Source organism: Brooklawnia sp. (assembly GCF_049651565.1).
Lineage (GTDB): Bacteria > Actinomycetota > Actinomycetes > Propionibacteriales > Propionibacteriaceae > Brooklawnia.
In genome coordinates, this window is sequence record NZ_JBASCI010000190.1 from 1 (window position 1) to 18141 (window position 18141).

The window sequence follows — 18141 nt, forward strand, 5'->3', positions numbered from 1 at the left end:
CCGGCCGTCTTCCGGGCGGCCATCGATGGCCTCGGCCTGGCACCCGGCGACGTGCTGTTCACCGACGACCGGCCGGGCAATGTCGAGGCCGCCCGCAGGCTCGGTCTGAAGGGGGTCGTCTTCACCGGGCTGGCGGCGCTGCGTCCGGTGGTGGACGCCCACCTGGCCGGCGGCGACGCCGGCCGAGCGCACCGGCCTGAGTGGTAGACAGGAGGAGTGAATCTGCTGCTGCGCATCGTCGCCACCGCGCTGGCGGTCTGGGTCGCCGGCTGGCTGGTGCCCGGCATCCAGGTCGGCGGCACCGCTGCCACCGGCGACCCGTCGGGGGACGTGATCGTCACCCTGCTGCTGGTCTCGCTGGTATTCGGGCTGGTCAACTCGTTCGTCAAGCCGGTGGTGCAGGTGCTGAGCGGCTGCTTCATCCTGCTCACCTTCGGGCTGTTCCTGCTGGTGATCAACGCCGCCATGCTGATGCTGACCTCCTGGATCATGGGTCAGTTCGGCATCGCGTTCACCGTCACCGGCTGGGGTGCCGCCCTGCTCGGGTCGATCATCATCAGCCTGGTCAGCGCACTGATCAACGGCATCACCGGCGCTGGCAAGGGCGACCAGCGGAGGCCGCGATGAGGGTGCCCAGCATGATCATGGTCGGCCTGACCGGCATCACCGCCCTGCTGCTGCACAACCCCACCGCCGCCGAGTTGCGGGTCCTGCTCGCCGACAACTGAAGATCGTGAGCCCGGGCCACCGGCTAGAATTCGCAGCCATGAGCGAGCCAGAATCCTCCGCCGGGGATTTCATCAGTGAGATCGTCCGCGCCGACAACGCAGCCGGCACCTACTCAGGACGCGTCCAGACTCGCTTCCCGCCCGAACCCAACGGTTACCTGCACATCGGGCACGCCAAGGCCATCACCGTCGACTTCGACATCGCCGACAACTTCGGCGGCATCTGCAACCTGCGCTTCGACGACACCAACCCAGACACCGAAGAGGTCGAGTACGTCGACTCGATAATCGCCGACGTGCGCTGGCTCGGCTTCGAACCGCACAGCGTGCTTTATGCGTCCGACTACTTCGAACAGCTCTACCAGTGGGCCGAGCACCTGATCGTCAACGGCAAGGCCTACGTCGACGACCAGGACGGCGAGACCATCTCCGCGCAGCGCGGCGGCTACGGCAAACCCGGCATCGACTCGCCGTACCGAGACCGCGAGGTGGCCGAGAACCTCGACCTGTTCCGCCGGATGCGGGCCGGCGAGTTCGCCGAGGGTGCCCGGGTGCTGCGCGCGAAGATCGACATGAACGCCGAGAACATGCAGCTGCGCGACCCGGTGCTCTACCGCATCCGGCGCGGCCACCACCACCGCACTCACGACCAGTGGGTGATCTTCCCCACCTACGACTGGGCGCACGGCCAGTCCGACGCGATCGAGGCCGTCACGCACTCGCTGTGCACGCTGGAGTTCGTCAGCCACCGGCCGCTGTACGACTGGTGCCTGGAGCAGTTGCCGCTGCCCTACGAAAAGCCGAAGCAGATCGAGTTCGCCCGCCTCGAGCTGACCCACACGGTCACCTCCAAGCGGCGATTGGCCACCCTGGTGCGGCAGGGCATTGTCGACGGCTGGGACGACCCGCGGATGCCCACCCTCAGCGGACTTCGGCGGCGCGGCTACCCGGCGTCCGCGATCGTGGCGTTCTGCCGCAACATCGGGGTGTCGAAGACGAACTCCCGGCAGGCCATCGAGGAGCTGGAGGCCTTCGTGCGTCGCGACCTGAACAGGACCGCGCAGCGCCGGATGGCGGTGCTGCGGCCGCTCAGGCTGACCATCACCAACTGGCCGGTCGGCGAGGTGGAGTACTTCGAGGTGATGAACAACCCCGAGAACCCCGACGACGGCGTGCGCCATGTCGCCTTCAGCGGTGAGCTGTACATTGAGCAGGACGACTTCGCCGAGGTGCCGCCGCCGAAGTTCTACCGGTTGTCGATCGGACGCGAGGTCCGGCTGCGCGGCGCGTACTTCGTCACCGCCACCGACGTGGTCCGCGACGACGACGGCCAGGTCGTCGAGGTGCTGGCCACCTACGACCCCGAGACCCGCGGCGGCGACGCGCCCGACAGGCGCAAGGTGAAGTCGACGATGCACTGGGTGTCGCGTCCGCACGCGGTCGAGGCGACGGTCGCGCTGTACGACCGGCTGTTCTCGACCGCGCTGCCCGGCGAGGCAACCGGTGAACCGCTCGACGACCTCAACCCGGACTCCCGCGAACTGCTGCACGGCTGCCAGCTGGAGGCCGCGCTGACCGGCGCCCAGCCGGGCGAGGTGGTGCAGTTCGAGCGGCTCGGTTACTTCAGCGTCGACCCCGACGAGCTGATGCACTTCCACCGGACGGTGGGCCTTCGCGACGAGTGGGCTGCCATCCAGAAACGGAAGGGCTGAGGCGCCTACGATCGACCCATGGCGACGATTGCGATCGGTGGGGCCAGTGGCTTGATCGGTACCGCGCTGACGGCTTACCTGCGTGGGCGTGGCGACACGGTGCTGCGGTTGGTGCGGGGGCCCGCTGTGCAGCCCGACGAGGTGGGTTGGAACCCGGAGCAGGAGGAACTGCACCATGAGCCCTGTGGCGAGGTGGACGTCTTCGTCAACCTGGCTGGCGCCAACGTGGCTCGGCACTGGACGGTTCGGCGCAAGCAGTTGATTCTTTCCAGCCGGGTGCGATCCACCCGAACGTTGGCTCGCGCCGCCGCCACGCTGGGCCCGCACGTCGCCCTGGTGAACGCCTCGGGCGTCGGGTACTACGGCGACCGGGGGCGCGAACCGCTGACCGAACACAGCCGGCCGGGCAGTGACTGGCTGGCTGATGTCGTTCAGCAGTGGGAGCAGGCGACCAGCGAGGCGGCCCGGGCCGGCAACCGGGTGGCGCTGGCGCGGACCGGGCTGGTGCTGTCCCGCACCGGCGGGGCGCTCGGCCCGCTGATGCCGCTGCTGAAGCTCGGGCTGGGCGCACCGCTCGGCCCCGGCAGCCAGATCTGGCCGTGGATTGGCCTGGTCGACGAGGTCCGCGCCCTGACCTGGCTGATCGACCACCCGATCGAGGGGCCGGTCAACCTCGCGTCGCCGGCGACCTCGACCAACCGCGAGGTGATCCGTGCCGTCGCGCACGCCATGGGACGTCCGGTGCTGCCGATCGGGGCGCCGGTCTGGTTGATGCGGCTGGTGGTTGGGCAGTTCGCCGAGCGGATCGTGGACAGCCAGAATCAGGTGCCGCAGGTGTTGCTCGAGTCCGGCTTCGCGTTCGAGCAGCAGACGGTGGACGAGGTGGCCAGCTGGCTGGCCGACAGGGAGGACAGCAAGGTCAGTTGAGCGCATCAACCCACCCGAACTGGAACGCTCCCCGTACTACTCCCAGGCGACGGTGGTGCCGGCCGGGGCGTCGCTGGTCTTCGTCGGCGGCCAGAACGCGGTGGACGCCTCCGGCCAGATCGTCGGCAATGGTGACGTCGAGGCCCAGACCAAGCAGGTGATGGTCAACGTGATGGCCTGCCTGGCGGCAGCCGAGGCGCAGGCGTCCGACCTGGTCAGCCTGGAGATCAAGGCCGTCGTCGGCGTCGACCTGCGCGCCGCGCAGCAGGCGGCCGCCGATTATCTCGACCCCAGCTCGCCGCCACTGATCAGCGTGGCTTTCGTGCAGCAACTGGCGCGTCCGGGCGCGCTGGTCGAGGTCACGGCGCTCGCTGCCCGGGTCGAGCGCGGCGACGCCGACTGGCTGGGCCGGGACGGGGTCAGCGACCCGGCCTGGTTCTGAACGAAGCGCCCCGGCGACAGAATCGGTGGCCGGCCGGCACCGCGGACTAGAACAGCCGGCCGTCCAGCGCGTCGTACGCCTCGACGAACCGGCTGAACGCTGCGTCGTACCTGGCCGTGGCCTGCGGGTCGGGCTCATAGCGGGCCGACACCTTCACCGCCTGGGCGGCGGCGTCCTCGCACGACTGGTAGACGCCTACCCCGACCCCGGCGTACATCGCCGCGCCCAGGCAGCCGGCCTGGTCGGAGGCGAGGATCTCCAGCGGGTGGCCGAGCGAGTCGGCCAACATCTGGCTCCAGAACGGCGACTTGGCTGCGCCGCCGACCAACCGGATGGTGCCGATCTCGACCCCGGCCGCCTTCTGCGCCTCGATGACGTCGCGCATCTCGAAGCAGATGCCCTCCAGCACCGCCCGCACTATGTCCTGTTTTGTAGTGCCGAGCGACAGGCCGAGCAGGCCACCTCGGGCGGCCGGGTTCTGGCGGGCACCGGCGGCACCGGCGAGGTAGGGCAGGAAGGTGATGCCGTTGGCACCGATCGGCGAGGCCGCGGCCTGCCGGGTTATCAAGTCGTAAGGATCCATACCGACCTTGCCGCCGGCCGCGATCTCCAGATCGGCGAACGTGTCGCGGTACCAGCGGAATGCCGACGCCGAGGTGTTGGAGAACGCCTCGATCGTCCAGTTGCCCATCGCATGGTTGGGCTTGACCACCAGCTTGCGCTTCGGGTCACGCATCGGCGCGTCCATCACGACGTAGCACGACCCGAAGGTCCCCATCACCATCGCGGCGTCGCCGCCCCGGATCGCGCCGCCGCCGAAGGTCGAGCAGTTCTGGTCGTGCGCGCCGACGCACAACGCCACCCCGTCCGGCAGCCCGGCCCGCAGGGCAAGGTCACCGGTTACGGCGCCGACCACCTGGCCGGGTTCAGTGGAGATCTTCGCCCGCTTCTCCAGCGGCAGGCCGACCAGTTCGTGCACGCCGATCGACCACTCCATCGAGTTGACGTCGAGCATGCCCTCGCGCGAGGCGGACGACAGGTCGGTCCAGTAGCCGTCGGCGCCCCAGATCTTCAGCAGGTACTCCTGCTCGGACAGCAGCCAGCGGGCACGGTTGAAGTTCTCGGGTTCGTGGTCGCGCAGCCAAGCCCACTTGGGGGCGGCCGAGTTGGTGTTCAGCGGATCGCCGGTCTCCTGGTAGAACTTTTCAGCGCCGTACTCCTCCCGCAGCCTTGGAATGTAGGGCGCGCCGCGCAGGTCCTGCCAGGAGACGAAATCGCGCATCAGGAACCCGTCCTCATCGAGCATCGTCAGCAGCGGGGCCTGGGACGAGAACGCGACGGCCTTGATCTTGCTGCGGTCGATTCCGGACTTGTTGATCGCGACCCGGCACGATTCGACCAGCGGCGGAATGATGTCGTCATAGGACTGCTCGATCCAGCCCGGCTTCGGGAAAAGGCAGGGGTACTCGCGGTAATCCTCGCCGTGCGCGGTGCCATCGGGGCTGAAGACGACGGTCTTGCAGCCGGTGGTGCCGGCGTCGATGCCGACCAGGTAGGCCTCTTCAGACATTCTCAATCTCCGGTTTCCAGGTAGTTGGCGTATTGCTGGACGAGTTGGGCGGCCGATCGGGTGCCGATGAGTGAGACGCCGAGCTTCTCGATCATCCACAGAGTCGCGGGCAGGGTGAAAGTGCGGGGGACGCCGGACACCTTCAGCTTCGTGCGGGGGTTGGTGATGTTGTCGCGCATGATCTTCACCTGGGCCTCGGTTGGAAAGCCCTCCGATCCGGTGGCGGTCTTGACGTAGTCGATCCCTGCCTCGCTGCACATCCTGGTCAGGGTTGCGATCTCGTCGTCGGTCAGGAAACACACCTCGAAGATCAGCTTGCTGATGGCACGGCCCTCGCAGCGTTCGACCAGCCCGGCCAGCTCGGTCTCGACCAAGGTGTGGTTCCCGTCCCGCAGCGCGCCGATGTTCAGCACCATGTCGACGGCGGTGGCGCCGAGTTCGAGGCCCTCGTCGATCTCGGCGAACTTCAGCGCGGTGGAGGTGCAGCCGTAGGGGAACGAGATGGCCGTCCCGACCCGCACGTCTGAGCCGCGCAGTTCCTCGGCGACAACAGGTGTCCAGAATGAATTGGTGTAGCAGGCGGCAACATTGGCTGCTCGTGCGGCCCGGGCGTGCTCGCGGATGTCCTGCTCGGTGGAGCTCTGCAAATGCAGGGCCATATCGAAGTGCTTGGCGTATTCCTCGACGGTTAGCGTCATTCGTCTTCTCCTGTGAAGAACGTTTCGACCGGCATGCCGGTTCGGTTGGACCGGCCCGGTGGATCGGAAAATAGCCTATTGGCGTCCACTGGGACGATCAAGGGGTGGGCCGGCCTCGAACTCGACGCCGACATCTGGGAGGCCACTTCCCGCCGGTGCGCCGGGTGGGCACCGCCCCCCAAGCCGAACCCGAACCAGGCCCAGCGGGCATGCCGAACTCCTGCTCAGCCCTCTTGGTGGCGCAGTAGAGGGCAGAGGAAAGGTGGGAGCAGATGAGAATCAGGGCTTGGCCAATAGGCGGGCGGGTCCTGGCGGGGCCAACCGCTGCCGGAACAGATAGCCGACAGGGCTTCAGAAATGGAACGGGCGGATCCTGGTGGCAAGCGGCCGCGCATCAGAGGATCAGCCAGCAGCCCGTGGGCACGATGCGTCCCAAGGGACGAAGAACGTACGCCTTTGAGGCTCCTCGCGAGCAGTAACCGTCCCCAGGAACGGAAAGTGCACACCCGGTGTGGCGGCGTCCCAGCACGACAGGTGACCCCACGAGGGAACCGGGCCCGGAGCACACCCGGGTCGGCCGCGCCGTCAGAACGGGCGACAGCTAAGCCACACCGGCGGAAGGGAGCCCAGCCAGCGCGGAAAGCACCGGCGCACGCGTCCCGGCCAGCGCATCGGACAGCGCAGCCACGCGATCAAGGTCGGGTTCGCCGGTCCACTCGTCCATGAAGGTCTTCTTGAAATCGACAGCGAGCACGCACCCAATCGCGGGGTACCGCTGGTGCACCCAGCGCGCCAGCTCACCACCGCGGAACCGGATGTTCTCCCGCACGTCCAGCGTCCCGGCCGCCGGCGATGAGGCGATCGCGGCCATGAATGCAGTCACCACCGGGCGAAACCTGGGGTGCAGGGTGCCGGTGCCCACGGTCGCCTCCGGGTTCCCGGCCGCCGGACTCGCCGACGCACCTGGGCCACCGCGTCGGTGGTTGTAGGCGTGCACGTCGTAGACCACGAACGGTCCGCCGCCCGCCAACCGGTCCAGCCGCTCACCAAGTTCGGCGTAGAACCGGTCGTATACCGTCAGCGATCCAGACACCAGCTTGGCATCCAACTCCCTGCCGTCCCACACCGGAAGCCGCCACGCCTCGTCCGGCGTCCGGTAAATGGCACGCGCCCTCGGCCGGTTCAGGTCTACCTCGAACCTGGAGCGGTGCACCACCACTCGCGACCCGCTCGCCCGTTCGGCGATCAGTTCGGTGAAGGGATCCTCCTCCCGGCGCCTGGCCCGAGCGTCCACGAGCAGGAGGCGCGCCACCGCGGGAAGCAATTCGTGCCCAGCATGGATGGCGGTGGTGACCAGCCGCTCGTCCCAGTGGCCGAAGAACTCGTGGGCCGACGGCTCGGCCATGACATCCTCGCAGTTTCGCCTATCGAAATAAGCCGATCCATTTGGCAATGACTAGGGCATATGCACCGGCAACTGGGTATAAGGCTCCTAATCTGGTAAACTTCCACTGCTGACCCGTGGGACCAAAGGAAGGTCCCGCCTTGGCGTTACGGCGCCTTTGCGAGCCATGCGCTTACGGGACCGGTGGCGAAGAAATGTTGCGAGGGTATTCATGAAGTTCCATGTTGGTCAGACCGTCATCCACCCCCACCATGGTCCAGCGGTGGTGGCGAAGGTCATGACCCGGACGGTCCGGGGCGAGCAGGTTGAGTACGCCGAGCTTGAGGTAGTCAGCAGCAAGTTGTCAATCAGCCTGCCCGTGGCGAAGGCCGATGAGATCGGCATTCGAGACGTCGCCGGTTTGACCGAGCTCGATCGCCTCGCCGATGTGCTCAGCGGTCCCACCGTTGGTGAGGAACCTCAGTGGTCCCGTCGCTACAAGGCCAACCGTGCCAGCATCGCAACCGGTGACCCGTTGCAGCTGGCAGCAGTTGTGCGCGACCTGGTCCGCCGCCGTGAGCGTGGCTCGCTCTCGCTTGGTGAGAAGGACCTGCTCAAGGAGGCCTCGGCGCCGCTGCTCGCCGAGATCGCGCTGGCCGTCGACGTCTCCGAGGACGACGCCCGCGAAGTCATGTACGCCATGATCATGGACGAGTCCCGGGCGGCGCTCGATGCCCTTGACCGGGCCGAGGCCGTCTGAGTCGAACTTCCCGACGACCGCTGACCGGCCCCCGGCTTGGGGGGCCATGCCACACTCGTACCGGCGGCGAAGCTGTGGCCGGCCGATGGTGCGAGAGGACGCGTAGTGAACGCTGCCCTGTGGGTGGACCTGCTGATCGGCGGGCTGATCATCATGCGCGCCGTGGCGGGTGCCCGCAGCGGCTTCATGGTCGGCCTGCTCAGCCTGATCGGCCTGGTCGCCGGGACCATGCTCGGGTTCTGGGCCGCGCCGCGCGTGGTCGAGTGGTTCCCCACCCTGGACAGCACCCGCGCCCTGCGCACCACGACCCTGATCATGGTCGTGCTGATGGCGATCGTCATCGGTGAGGGCGTCTTCCGCGCCATCGGACGCCGGATCCGTGGTGACGGTCACGCCAGGGGCGCGGACGCCTTCTTCGGCGCCATCGCGTCCGGGCTGGTGGCCACCTTCGTGGTCTGGTTCGTGGTCACCGCGATCCTGCCGTTCGCTCCGCCGCCGGTTGCCAACACCATCGCCAAGTCACGGGTCTACCTGGTGCTCGACATCGCCGCACCCGATGAGCTGAACGAACTGCCCGGCCGGGCCGTCGAGTTCCTGCGCGACGGGCTGCCCGAGGTCTTCGGCGGCGACGAACCCGAGTTGCCCGCCCAGGAACCGGACACCGAGATCCTCAACCGGCCGGAGGTTCAGCAGGCCGCGACCAGCATCGTCCAGGTGCAGACCGACGCCCCGGAATGCCTGGCCGACTCCGCCGGCAGCGGCTGGGTGGTCGCTCCCGAACGAGTGGTCACCAACGCGCACGTGGTGGCGGGGGCGTCCTGGGTGAGCATCTCGGTGGGCGGTCGCACTGCTTGGCAGGACGCCACGGTGGTGGGCTTCGACCCCGACCTCGACCTGGCCATCCTGTCGGTGCCCGGACTGGCCGCCGAACCGCTGCCGCGGGCCACCGAGAACCTGCCGCCCGGCGAGGACGTCGTCGCGGCCGGCTTCCCGTGGGGCGGGCCCTACACCCTCAGCCAGGGACGCATCCGCGGCACAGTCGTCGAGAACGGCGCCGACATCTACGGCGAGGCCGGGGTGGCCCGCGAGGTCTACTCGATCCGTGGCGAGGTGCGGTCGGGCAACTCGGGCGGCCCGTTGCTCACCCCCGACGGCCGGGTGGCCGGCACCGTCTTCGCGATGTCAGCGGTCGACCCGCAAACCGGCTACATCCTCACCGACGCCGCCACCGCCGGCTGGCTGGACGCCGCCGCCGAACTGTCCGAACCGGTAGCGGCGGGCGGCTGCCTGGTCCGCTGACCGCCACGCCGACATGGGAGTTGTGCCGGCCGCCAGAATGGTCAACATGACTGAGCCTCATGTGGTAATCGTCGGTGGCGGGTTCGCCGGACTGCACGCCGCCGAAGAACTGACGTCAGCGGGTTACGAAGTGACCATCGTCGACCGGCACGCGTACACGACCTTCCAGCCGCTGCTCTACCAAGTGGCAATGGGCGCGCTGAACCCTGGCGACGTCACCTATTCGCTGCGCCGCTGGGCGTCCAATGACCGCACCCACATGGCGAGCTTCCGCAGGGCCACTGTCACCGGCATCGACCTCGAGAACAAGCAGGTCATGGTCAGTCGTGGCGCACCGTTGCACTACGACAAGCTGATCGTCTGCCCGGGGGTGGGTGCGAACTACTTCGGCGTTCCCGGCGCGGCCGAGCACACCCGGCTGATCTACACCCGTGGTCAGGCCCTCGAGGTGCGTGACATCATCTTCTCCGGCCTGGAGCTGATGGCGGCGGACGCCGACCCGAACCGGCGGTTCACCGCGGTGGTGGTGGGTGGCGGCGCGACCGGTGTCGAGACCGCCGGTGCACTGGCCGAGATGAAGACCCAGGCCATGCCGGTGCTGTACCCGCAGATCGGGGTGGACAACTTTCACGTCGTGCTGGTCGAGATGACCGACCGGCTGCTCGGGCCGTTCGACCGCCGACTGCAGCGCTACACCCGACGCACCCTGGCCAGGTTGGGGGTCGACGTGCGGCTGAACACCGCGGTGAAGGAGGTCGCGGCCGACCACGTGGACTTCGCCGACGGCAGCCGGCTGGAGTGCGATCTGGTCATCTGGGCCAGCGGGGTGGGTGGCCACCCGGTGGTTGCGGATTGGGGGCTGCCGCTGGGACGCGCCGGACGCATCGTGGTCGACAAGGACCTGCGGGTGGTCGGTCACGACGACATCTACGGTGCCGGCGACGCCGTCATCTGCAACGACGACCCGCAGCCGCAGCTCGCCCAGCCGGCCATCCAGATGGGCGAGTTGGTTGCCCGCAACATCATCGCTGCCGACAAGGGAGAACCGCGACAGGAGTTCGTCTACAACGATAAGGGGACGATGGCTACCATCGGACGCAACGCCGCCGTCGTCCAGTTCCCGAGGGGCCCGCGGTTGACCGGGTTCATCGCCTGGCTGCTGTGGGTGGTGGTGCACCTGATGACGCTGCTCGGTGGCCGCAACCGGGTCTCGGCGATGATCAACCTCGGCGTCCGATACTTCGCCTGGCCGAGGTCGGCCGCCGGCATCGTCGGTGACTTCCAGGAGTCGCCGGCCCAGCTCAGCCGGGGTGAGACGACCAGGGAGTAAGCCGGGGACGCGTCGCGGCGTGGACGGGTCGCGTGCACTATCGGGGCCCGGGCACGGATACTGCACGCCGCAAGCTGCCTGCGTACATTTCCCGGCTCCAGGGACGCGAAATGCCCGCCGGGGTTGGGCCGGAGGCCTCCCCTCCGATGATCTGGGGCAGTCGGGGCCGAGCACAAGGATGTAGTTACACACATGTAGTTTTCCCCATGGTGTGAACAACCCTGTGGACACCGGGGCAGCCGCGTGCTCAGCGGCCGGCGCTCTCGCCGACTCGCACGGTTTCCTCGTCCTCCGAGCCGGAGACCGGCAACTTCACGGTGAACTTGGCGCCCGCGCCCGGCTGGTTCGATGCCTCGACGGTGCCGCCATGGGCGTTGATGGTGTGCAGGACGATCGACAACCCCAACCCGGTGCCCGGGGTGTTACGGGCCTTGTTGGAGCGGTAGAACCGGTCGAAGATCTTCGACAGCTCCTCCTCGGCGATGCCCGGCCCCTCGTCCCAGATCTCCAGGACGCCATCGCGCAACTGGACGTGGACGGTGCCACCCTCGGGGGAGAACTTCACCGCGTTGTCGAGCAGGTTGGTGACCGCCCGCTCCAGGGTGTCCGGCTCGCCGACGATGAGCATCTGTTCCAGGCTGACGTCGAAGTGCAGCAGCGGTCCTCGTCGCCTGGCGCGTTCCACCGCGGACGCCACCACATCGGCGAAGTCGAGCGGTTCGGGGCTGGCGCGCACCTCGTCGTCCCGGCTCAGTTGCACCAGGTCACCTACCAGCGAGGTGAACTCACCGAGCTGGGCCGCGACGTCGGTCAGGATCTCACTGCGCGCACCCGGTGGCAGCATGCCCGACTTCTCGTCGGCCACCAGCAGTTCGATGTTGGTGCGCATCGAGGTCAGCGGTGTCCGCAGTTCGTGGCCGGCGTCGGCGATCAGGCGCTTCTGGCGATCACGCGAGCTGACCAGGGTGTGAATCATGGTGTCGAAGCTGCGGGACAGTTCGCCCAGTTCGTCGTCGGTGTAGCTGCCGATCGGCATCAGCTCGTCGGTCTCGGCGACCCTGGTGACCGCGGTCGACAGTTCCCGCAGCGGACGCATCAGCCGGCGTCCGGAGTAGTAGCCCATCAGCCCCGCCAGGGCGACGAAGACCACCCCGAGCAGGCTGACCACGGTGCCGATCATTCGCAGTGCGGTCATGGTCGGCGCCAGGGGCCGGGCCAGCATGATCGCATAGCGCCCGGATTCGGTGGTCAAGGGCACCGCCACCACCCGGTAGCGGCTGCCGTCGTTCCCGATCGTCGTCCGGGTGGAGTTGCCCTGCTGCGTGCGCGCGATCGCGATCTCCTCCACACCGGGGTTGACGCTGGCCCGCATGCCCTGCACCCGCCTGACATGACCATCGGATCGCACCAGCGCCATGCTCACGTTGGCCGCCTGCAGGGCGGCCACGTTCAGGCCGCCAAGGCCCTCGACGTCGGTGCTGATCGGGCCGACGGTGTAGGTGGCCACTTCGATGAGCTCCTGGTCGAGCTGCTGGAACAGCGCTGCCCGGGCAGTGCCGTAGGCGCCCACGCCAATGAACAGCACTGCCAGCGCCACCCAGGCAGCGGTGATGTGCGCCAGTTGCCGTTGCAGCGACGGCCGGCCGCGGAGCCGCGGGCGCGAGATGTCACGGAATCGGATCACGGGGGAGTTTCGCGAAGGACGTAGCCGACCGTGCGGATGGTGTGGATCAACCGCGGCTCACCCTCCTGCTCGGTCTTGCGTCGCAGGTAACCGATGTACACGTCGAGGGAGTTGGCGGTGGTCGGGAAGTCGAATCCCCACACCTCATTGAGCAGCCAACCACGCTCGAGGACGTGCCGGGGGTGCTCCATGAAGGTCTGCAGCAGCGCGAACTCGGTGCGGGTCAGGCTGATCCGCCGGTTGCCACGGGTCACCTCGCGGGTGGCGAGGTCCATGGTCAGGTCGGCGAAGACCAGCGTCTCGGACGCGGCGTCCGGTTCAGGCTTCGAGCGCCGCGTCAGGGCGCGCAGCCGGGCGCTCAGCTCGTCGAACGAGAACGGCTTGACCATGTAGTCGTCGGCGCCGGCGTCCAGGCCATCGACCCGGTCGTCCACGGCGTCGCGCGCGGTGAGGATGAGGATCGGCACGTCGTTGCCGGACTGTCGCAGCATCCGGGTGGTTTCCAGACCATCCAGGCGAGGCATCATCACGTCCATCACCACCGCGTCCGGGCGCAGTGAGGAGAGCTTCGCGAGGGCGTCCAGCCCGTCTTCGGCCGTGGTGACCTCGTAGCCGCTCCCGTACTGCAATGAACGGGCCAGGGAATCACGCACCGCCTGGTCGTCGTCAACCACAAGGATGTGCATGCGTTCAGTTTGCCATAATAGTATTCACAGCCGCCGGACTCACCGCAGCGGCTCGTAGCGGACGCCGAAGGTGTCGCCTTCCCTGGTCACCCAGGCCACCCGTCCGGCACCCATCACCTTGGTGCGGCCGGACGCCACGTCCACCACCAGGGCGGTGTCCTCATCGATGGCGACCACGGTGCGCATCGGGCCGGTGTCCAGCACCGCCATCGCGCGAACTACCAGCAGTTGGGAGTCGGCATGGGTCTCGATGCTCGGGCCGATCAGCGAAAGGCCTTCCCGGATGTCGAGTTCGGTGCTGCCCTCGCCGGCGATCTCGGGGGCGACCCGGCGTCCGCCGTGCTGCCAGCCGCCAACGATGGCGTGCCGGCCCACGATCATCGCACCGGCCGACCAGCCCAGGTAGGGTACCCCGCGCCGGACGAGGGTGGAGATCATCTCGCGCCAGCCGGCCAGGGCCTCCAGGTAGCCCGGCGTCCAGCCGCCGGCCACCACCAGGCCGGCCAGGTTCTCCGGGTCGGCCGGCCAGGCGATCGGCCCCTCGTCCGCGTCGGTCAGCCAAATCGGTTCGATCAGGGCCTCGGGCCAGCGCGACGTGATCGGATCGGCGTAGGCGTCCAGGAAGCCGGCGGCCTCCTCGGCGGAACCGAGCAGGGCGATCGCAACCCGGTTACCGCGGTCGCGGGCGGCCGCCACGAAGTCATCCAGCACCGGCGCGACGGCCTGTGACGGACCGCCCCCGATCAAGTACAGCGTCATGTTCCAAGCCTAGCCATCCGTGCTGGGCCGGCGTCCGTCCAGCACGCGTAGCGCGTCGATGATGCCCGGCATGGCCGCCTCGATGGCGTCCAGGGTGAGCTTGAAGTCGGCCGCCGAGCCGTACCACGGGTCGGGGATGCCGCTGCCATCGGGTGAGTTCGGGTCGAAGTCGGTGACCAGGTGGATGTGGTCGGCCTCCGGGCGCAGCCGTTGCAGCCGGGCAAGGTGCAGCGGCTCGAAGGCCAGCACCAGGTCGGATTCGTCCACCAGCCGGCGGTCGGCCTGCTTGGCCCGGTGATCACCGGGCGCATAACCGTGCTCGCGCAGCATCCGGGCCGCCCGACGGTCGATCGGGTTGCCCAGTTCCTCGCTGCTGATCCCGGCGGAGTCGATCTCCACATCCAACCCGGACCGCTCCGCCCAGGCCCGCGCCACCTGCTCGCCCATCGGCGAGCGGCAGATGTTGCCCCAGCACACGAACGTCAACTTCGCCATGGCCCCCGAGCCTATCCAGCGGACGAACGGCCAGCGGTTCGCCCTAGTATTCGTCCATGCCAGACCTGCGCAAGCGCCACTTTCTCAGAGAACTCGACTTCACCGCCGACGAGTGGCAGTACCTGCTCGACCTGTCCGCCGAACTGAAGGCGGCCAAGCAGCAGCGGCGCGAGGAACGGCGGCTGGTCGGACGGAACATAGCGCTGGTCTTCGAGAAGACCTCCACCCGCACCCGCTGTGCATTCGAGGTGGCGGCCCACGACCAGGGTGCGCACTGCACCTACCTCGACCCGTCCGGCTCGCAACTCGGGCACAAGGAGTCGATAGCCGACACCGCCCGGGTGCTCGGGCGGATGTTCGACGGCATCGAGTACCGGGGCTTCGCCCAGGCCCGCATCGCCGAGCTCGCGGCCCATGCCGGCGTCCCGGTCTGGAACGGGCTGACCAACGAGTGGCATCCCACCCAGATGCTGGCCGACCAGTTGACGATGCTCGAACACACCGGACGGCCGCTCGACCAGCTCGCCGTTGCCTACCTGGGCGACGCCCGGTACAACGTGGGCAACTCGCTGCTGGTGAGCAGCGCGCTAATGGGGATGGACGTGCGGATCGTCGCGCCAGCGGGGTTCCAGAGCCCCGCCGAGGTGGCCGAGCAGGCCGGCCGGCTCACCGAGGCGTCCGGCGCCCGGGTCACGATCACCGACGACCTGGACGCGGTTTCCGGGGCCGACTTCATCTACACCGATGTCTGGGTTTCGATGGGCGAGCCGAAGGACGCCTGGGCGGCCCGCATCGACGCGCTGCGCGACTACCAGGTGAACCGCGCCCTGCTGGAGCGCACCGGCAACCCCGACGTCCGCGTCCTGCACTGCCTGCCCGCCTTCCACGACCTCGGTACCGAGGTCGGACGCCAGGTGCACCAGGCCACCGGGATGACCGCCCTGGAGATCACCGACGAGGTCTTCAAGGCCAACGCCCAGGTCATCTTCGACCAGGCCGAGAACCGGATGCACACCATCAAGGCGGTGCTGGTCGCCACCCTGGCCGACTGAGGCCCGGCCGGTCGCCCACGGGTTGTGGGAAGCCCACAAAGGCAAAGCTACGGTTCCGTAAGTTATGGCTGGTCAACCTGCCCCTTCCTTGGGTAACGTGATCGGTGTCAATAACTTACGGTCGCGTAGGTATTGGCCCGATGGTCTACCCCAGGAGGCAAGGTGAGCGCTGTGACGTCGATCGGATGGCCCAGCCAACAGGCCCAATCAGGACCCGGGAGGTTCGCCCCGCCGAGTCCGGCGTCCAGCCCGATGGTGCAGCTTCTCGACGAGAACGGCGCACGCGCCAACGACCCCGACTTCAACCCGCTGACCCAACCCGGCCAGGCCACCAGCCTGCTGCGCGACATGGCGCGGATCCGGCGGTTCGACACCGAGGCCACCGCGCTGCAGCGCAAGGGGCAGCTCAGCCTGTGGGCGCCGCTGCTCGGCCAGGAGGCGATCCAGGTCGGGGTGCGGGCCGCGCTCGGCCCGGCCGACCACGTCTTCCCCAGCCACCGCGAGCACGGCCTGGCCCTGCTGATGGGGCTGTCGGTCGAGCGGATCATGGCGATCTTCAAGGGCGCCGAGATGGGCGACTGGGACGCCGAGCGGCTGCGCTTCCACCACTACAACATGGTGATCGGCGCCCACACCCTGCACGGCGTCGGCTACGCGATGGGTCAGGCCCGTGACGCGGCCGCCGACCCGATGGCCGACACCGGGGTATCGGTGATCTTCCATGGCGACGGCGCGATCAGCGAGGGCGACGTGAACGAGGCCTTCGTCTTCGCCGCCGCCTACCAGGCCCCGGCGGTCTTCATCTGCGTCAACAACCAGTGGGCGATCAGCGAGCCGGTCGATCTGCAGAGCCGGGTCCCGCTGTACCAGCGCGCCTGGGGCTTCGGTATTCCGAGCGTCCGGGTGGACGGCAACGACGTGCTCGCCATGCAGGCGGTCACCAACTGGGCGCTCGCCCGCGCCCGGGCCGGGCAGGGCCCCACCTTCATCGAGGCCTACACCTACCGGATGGGCGCCCACACCACCAGCGACGACCCGACCAAGTACCGCGAGTCAGACGAGCCCGAACAGTGGCGCAGCAAGGACCCGATCAGCCGCACCCAGGCGTGGCTGCGGGCCAGCGGCGCGTGGGACGACGCCCAGCAGGCCCGGCTCGACCAGGACACCGAGGCCTTCGGGGCGCAGGTCCGGGCGGCGGTCGACCGGATCGAGATGCCGCAACTGGTCGACGTCTTCGACCGGGTCTACGCCAACCCCACCGCCGACCTGCTCGCCCAGCGCGCCCGGGTGGCGCAAGAGGTGGGCAGGTGAGCGCCCCGCAAACCAGCTCCGACAGCAGCCCCCTTACCCTCGCCAAGGCACTGAACGCCGGGATGCGGGCCGCGCTGGCCGCCGACGACAAGGTGCTGCTGTACGGGGAGGACATCGGCGCCCTCGGCGGGGTCTTCCGGGTCACCGAGCACCTGCAGGCCGAGTTCGGCGCCGATCGGGTGCTGGATTCACCGCTTGCCGAATCGGGGCTGATCGGCACCGCGATCGGGATGGCGCTGCGCGGCTACCGTCCGGTCGTCGAGTTGCAGTTCGACGGCTTCGTCTTCCCCGGTTTCGACCAGATCACCCAGCAGTTGGCCAAGCTACGGTTCCGCAGCCACGGCCGCGTCGAGCTGCCGGTGGTGGTGCGGTTCCCCTACGGCGGTGGCATCGGCAGCATCGAGAACCACTCCGAATCGGTGGAGGCGTACTTCACCCACACCCCCGGCCTGACCGTGGTCAGCCCGGCCACCCCGAACGACGGCTACTGGATGATCCAGCAGGCCATCGCTTCCCCCGACCCGGTGATCTTCCTCGAACCCAAGCGCCGCTACCACGAGAAGGGCGAGGTCAACCTGACCGGTCCGGCCCACGGGCTGCACGAGGCCACCGTGCTGCGGTCCGGTACAGACCTCACCCTGATCGCCTGGGGGCCGATGGTGCGCACCTGCCTGGACGCCGCGAGGGCGGCCGAGCAGGAGGGCCGCAGCATCGAGGTGCTGGACGTCCGCAGCCTGCAGCCGCTCGACATGCCGACCATCCTGGAATCGGTCGGCCGCACCAGCCGGGCGATCGTCGTCCACGAGGCCGCCCGCAACTACGGCCCGGGCGCCGAGATCGCGGCCCGGCTGTCGGAGGAGCTGTTCTACGTCATGGAATCCCCGGTGCTCCGGGTGACCGGCTACGACACCCCCTACCCACCGAGCCGGGTGGAGAGCGACTGGCTGCCCAACCTTGACCGGGTGCTGGCCGCCGTCGACCGCTCGATGGCCTACTGACAAGGACGAGCGATGTTCGAGTTCAAGCTGCCCGATCCGGGCGAGGGCCTTGTCGAGGCCGAGATCACCCAGTGGCTGGTCTCGGAGGGCGACGAGGTACGGATCAACGACGTGCTGGTTGAGATCGAGACCGCGAAGTCGTTGGTCGAGCTGCCCAGCCCCGTCTCCGGGAAGGTCCACAAGCTGCTGGCCGGGGTCGGTGAGACCGTGTCGGTGGGCGCCCCGATCATCGAGATCGACGACGGCTCCGGCCCGTCGGCCAGCCCGGCCGCACCGGCAAGAGTGGCTGAACCGGCAGCAGTGGCC

The 18141-nt window shown here is 68.5% G+C and carries 18 protein-coding genes and 1 pseudogene; 12 read left to right on the top strand and 7 right to left on the bottom strand.

Annotated features, from left to right (window positions below; genetic code table 11):
* The 5 genes and pseudogenes from WBL05_RS08900 to WBL05_RS08920 form a co-directional block, all read left to right on the top strand.
* A pseudogene (locus WBL05_RS08900) lies at nucleotides 1-207 on the top strand (hypothetical protein); the annotation flags it as partial.
* Between the two features lie 9 nt (nucleotides 208-216).
* Complete coding sequence (locus tag WBL05_RS08905; protein WP_424225323.1) at nucleotides 217-627, top strand: phage holin family protein; 411 nt, start codon at nucleotides 217-219, stop codon at nucleotides 625-627.
* Nucleotides 628-766: 139 nt separating this feature from the next.
* Nucleotides 767-2440 (top strand): glutamine--tRNA ligase/YqeY domain fusion protein, encoded by a 1674-nt coding sequence (locus WBL05_RS08910; RefSeq protein WP_424225325.1) that lies wholly within the window; start codon nucleotides 767-769, stop codon nucleotides 2438-2440.
* A gap of 18 nt (nucleotides 2441-2458) precedes the next feature.
* On the top strand, nucleotides 2459-3367 hold the full coding sequence (locus tag WBL05_RS08915; RefSeq protein WP_424225326.1) for a TIGR01777 family oxidoreductase: 909 nt from the start codon (nucleotides 2459-2461) through the stop codon (nucleotides 3365-3367).
* A 19-nt stretch (nucleotides 3368-3386) separates the two neighbouring features.
* A complete protein-coding gene (locus tag WBL05_RS08920) occupies nucleotides 3387-3809 on the top strand; it encodes a RidA family protein (RefSeq protein ID WP_424225348.1) in 423 nt (140 codons plus the stop codon).
* Nucleotides 3810-3855: 46 nt separating this feature from the next.
* On the opposite strand, the gene WBL05_RS08925 is transcribed toward WBL05_RS08920, so the two are convergent.
* From WBL05_RS08925 to WBL05_RS08935, 3 genes are all read right to left on the bottom strand, one after another.
* On the bottom strand, nucleotides 3856-5379 hold the full coding sequence (locus WBL05_RS08925; RefSeq protein WP_424225327.1) for a xylulokinase: 1524 nt from the start codon (nucleotides 5377-5379) through the stop codon (nucleotides 3856-3858).
* A gap of 2 nt (nucleotides 5380-5381) precedes the next feature.
* Nucleotides 5382-6077, bottom strand: coding sequence for a deoxyribose-phosphate aldolase (gene deoC, locus WBL05_RS08930; RefSeq protein ID WP_424225329.1), 696 nt, complete (start codon nucleotides 6075-6077; stop codon nucleotides 5382-5384).
* Nucleotides 6078-6678: 601 nt separating this feature from the next.
* A complete protein-coding gene (locus tag WBL05_RS08935; RefSeq protein ID WP_424225330.1) occupies nucleotides 6679-7482 on the bottom strand; it encodes an N-formylglutamate amidohydrolase in 804 nt (267 codons plus the stop codon).
* A gap of 211 nt (nucleotides 7483-7693) precedes the next feature.
* Here WBL05_RS08935 and WBL05_RS08940 point away from each other — a divergent pair, with 211 nt between their 5' ends.
* From WBL05_RS08940 to WBL05_RS08950, 3 genes are all read left to right on the top strand, one after another.
* On the top strand, nucleotides 7694-8221 hold the full coding sequence (locus WBL05_RS08940) for a CarD family transcriptional regulator (RefSeq protein WP_424225332.1): 528 nt from the start codon (nucleotides 7694-7696) through the stop codon (nucleotides 8219-8221).
* Nucleotides 8222-8326: 105 nt separating this feature from the next.
* A complete protein-coding gene (locus WBL05_RS08945; RefSeq protein WP_424225334.1) occupies nucleotides 8327-9520 on the top strand; it encodes a MarP family serine protease in 1194 nt (397 codons plus the stop codon).
* Nucleotides 9521-9566: 46 nt separating this feature from the next.
* Nucleotides 9567-10850: an NAD(P)/FAD-dependent oxidoreductase gene (locus tag WBL05_RS08950; protein WP_424225335.1), complete on the top strand. Its 1284-nt coding sequence runs from the start codon at nucleotides 9567-9569 to the stop codon at nucleotides 10848-10850.
* A 247-nt stretch (nucleotides 10851-11097) separates the two neighbouring features.
* Here WBL05_RS08950 and WBL05_RS08955 read toward each other — a convergent pair whose 3' ends face one another.
* Genes WBL05_RS08955 through WBL05_RS08970 form a run of 4 tightly spaced genes read right to left on the bottom strand, consistent with a single transcriptional unit; the run spans nucleotide 11098 to nucleotide 14474 of the window.
* Entirely contained in the window at nucleotides 11098-12534 is a 1437-nt protein-coding gene (locus WBL05_RS08955; RefSeq protein WP_424225337.1) for a sensor histidine kinase, read from the bottom strand.
* Complete coding sequence (locus WBL05_RS08960) at nucleotides 12531-13220, bottom strand: response regulator transcription factor (RefSeq protein WP_424225338.1); 690 nt, start codon at nucleotides 13218-13220, stop codon at nucleotides 12531-12533. The genes WBL05_RS08955 and WBL05_RS08960 overlap by 4 nt, the downstream gene beginning before the upstream one ends.
* Before the next feature lie 39 nt (nucleotides 13221-13259).
* Complete coding sequence (locus WBL05_RS08965; protein ID WP_424225339.1) at nucleotides 13260-13979, bottom strand: Type 1 glutamine amidotransferase-like domain-containing protein; 720 nt, start codon at nucleotides 13977-13979, stop codon at nucleotides 13260-13262.
* A gap of 9 nt (nucleotides 13980-13988) precedes the next feature.
* Nucleotides 13989-14474, bottom strand: coding sequence for a low molecular weight protein-tyrosine-phosphatase (locus WBL05_RS08970; RefSeq protein WP_424225341.1), 486 nt, complete (start codon nucleotides 14472-14474; stop codon nucleotides 13989-13991).
* Between the two features lie 56 nt (nucleotides 14475-14530).
* Between WBL05_RS08970 and argF the strand changes: the two genes are divergently transcribed.
* The 4 genes from argF to WBL05_RS08990 all read left to right on the top strand — a co-directional run.
* Nucleotides 14531-15526 carry an ornithine carbamoyltransferase gene (argF, locus tag WBL05_RS08975; RefSeq protein ID WP_424225343.1) on the top strand — a complete coding sequence of 332 codons (996 nt, stop codon included), beginning with the start codon at nucleotides 14531-14533 and terminating at the stop codon, nucleotides 15524-15526.
* Between the two features lie 162 nt (nucleotides 15527-15688).
* Complete coding sequence (locus WBL05_RS08980; RefSeq protein WP_424225345.1) at nucleotides 15689-16837, top strand: thiamine pyrophosphate-dependent enzyme; 1149 nt, start codon at nucleotides 15689-15691, stop codon at nucleotides 16835-16837.
* On the top strand, nucleotides 16834-17835 hold the full coding sequence (locus tag WBL05_RS08985) for an alpha-ketoacid dehydrogenase subunit beta (protein WP_424225346.1): 1002 nt from the start codon (nucleotides 16834-16836) through the stop codon (nucleotides 17833-17835). Before WBL05_RS08980 ends, WBL05_RS08985 begins: the two co-directional genes overlap by 4 nt.
* A gap of 27 nt (nucleotides 17836-17862) precedes the next feature.
* The coding region (locus WBL05_RS08990) for a biotin/lipoyl-containing protein (RefSeq protein WP_424225350.1) at nucleotides 17863-18141 on the top strand (279 nt) is incomplete at its 3' end.